Here is a 1,258-nt window from a genome sequence, read left to right on the forward strand (position 1 = left end):
CTGCCCATTGTTTACGGCGGTAGCGTGAAGCCCGACAATGCCGGGGAACTGTTCGCGCAGCCGGATGTCGATGGTGGGCTGGTTGGTGGTGCCTCCCTGGTGGCCGCCGACTTCCTGGCCATCGCAGAGGCGGCGGCAAACAATTAGTTACGGTTGCCGGCTAGCCGCCGGCACTCTAGTCCGAGGGCGGATTTCCAATGCTGATGTTGATCCTCAATGTCGTCTACGTGCTGGTTGCCRTAGCCATGGTCGCGCTGATCCTGATGCAGCGTGGCTCGGGTGCGGCGGCAGGTTCGGGCTTTGGCGCTGGCGCCTCGGGGACCGTGTTCGGTGCGCGTGGCGCGTCCAACTTCCTGTCCAAGTCGACCAAGTGGCTGGCCGTGGTGTTCTTCGGCATCAGCCTCTTCATGGCCTGGTACGCCGGCCATGGCAACCGCCCGGCCGCCGATCAGGATCTGGGTCTGATGTCCGCCCCGGCGGCCAGCRCTCCGGCCGCTCCGGCGGGCGAATTGCCGGCCGTTCCGAAGGCCGATGCGGTCCCGGCCGCCCCGGTTCCGGCCGCAACTGTGCCGGCTCAGGCGGAATCTTCGGTTTCTGGTGAAGAAAAGCCTTCGGAAGGCTCCCAGAAAGACTGAAGCCGGTTACAATACGCGGCGCATCGGGAAGATAGTCTGATGTGATCGTTTGCCCAGGTGGCGGAATTGGTAGACGCACTACCTTGAGGTGGTAGCGACTTAGGTCGTAGGGGTTCGAGTCCCCTCTTGGGCACCATTTAGTAAGTAAAGCGGGTTGGTCTGGCGCGCAAGGCGCCAGGCAGCTTCCCGTCCACTCCCCCATGCCAAAGCGCCTGCAGGCGCAGCGGCAGAGGCAAGAGAGAATCGCTGTGCTGGCCGAATATTTGCCGTCTCTGCTGTTTCTGATCGTTGCCACCGGTATCGGCATTACGCTGATGCTGGTTGGTCGATTCCTCGGTCCCCGCCGCCCCGATCTGGAAAAGCTGTCGCCGTACGAGTGCGGCTTCGAAGCCTTCGAAGACGCGCGTATGAAGTTCGACGTGCGCTACTACCTGATCGCGATCCAGTTCATCGTCTTCGACCTGGAAATCATCTTCATCGTGCCGTGGACGCAGGTCTTCATGGAGCTTGGCGCGCGTTCGCTCGTCACCATGGGTCTGTTCGTCGGCATGCTGTTCCTCGGTTTCATCTATGTCTGGAAGAAGGGAGCGCTGGAATGGGAGTGATTCAGACTCTCGATGGCC

The 1,258-nt window shown here is 61.8% G+C and carries 3 protein-coding genes and 1 tRNA gene; all 4 read left to right on the forward strand.

Annotation, left to right across the window (positions count from 1 at the left end):
* Positions 1–147, forward strand: a 147-nt coding sequence (locus tag AC1VAN_RS22265; RefSeq protein WP_480986798.1) for a triose-phosphate isomerase, incomplete at its 5' end; no start/stop codon positions are given.
* 50 nt (positions 148–197) lie between these two features.
* On the forward strand, positions 198–635 hold the full coding sequence (secG, locus tag AC1VAN_RS22270; protein WP_480986797.1) for a preprotein translocase subunit SecG: 438 nt from the start codon (positions 198–200) through the stop codon (positions 633–635).
* 51 nt (positions 636–686) lie between these two features.
* Positions 687–771 (forward strand) — tRNA-Leu (locus tag AC1VAN_RS22275).
* Positions 772–883: 112 nt separating this feature from the next.
* Positions 884–1,240 (forward strand): NADH-quinone oxidoreductase subunit A, encoded by a 357-nt coding sequence (locus tag AC1VAN_RS22280; RefSeq protein ID WP_005414075.1) that lies wholly within the window; start codon positions 884–886, stop codon positions 1,238–1,240.
* Positions 1,241–1,258 lie beyond the last annotated feature (18 nt).

The sequence above is a fragment of the Stenotrophomonas sp. 05L44_2 genome, from assembly GCF_056665995.1.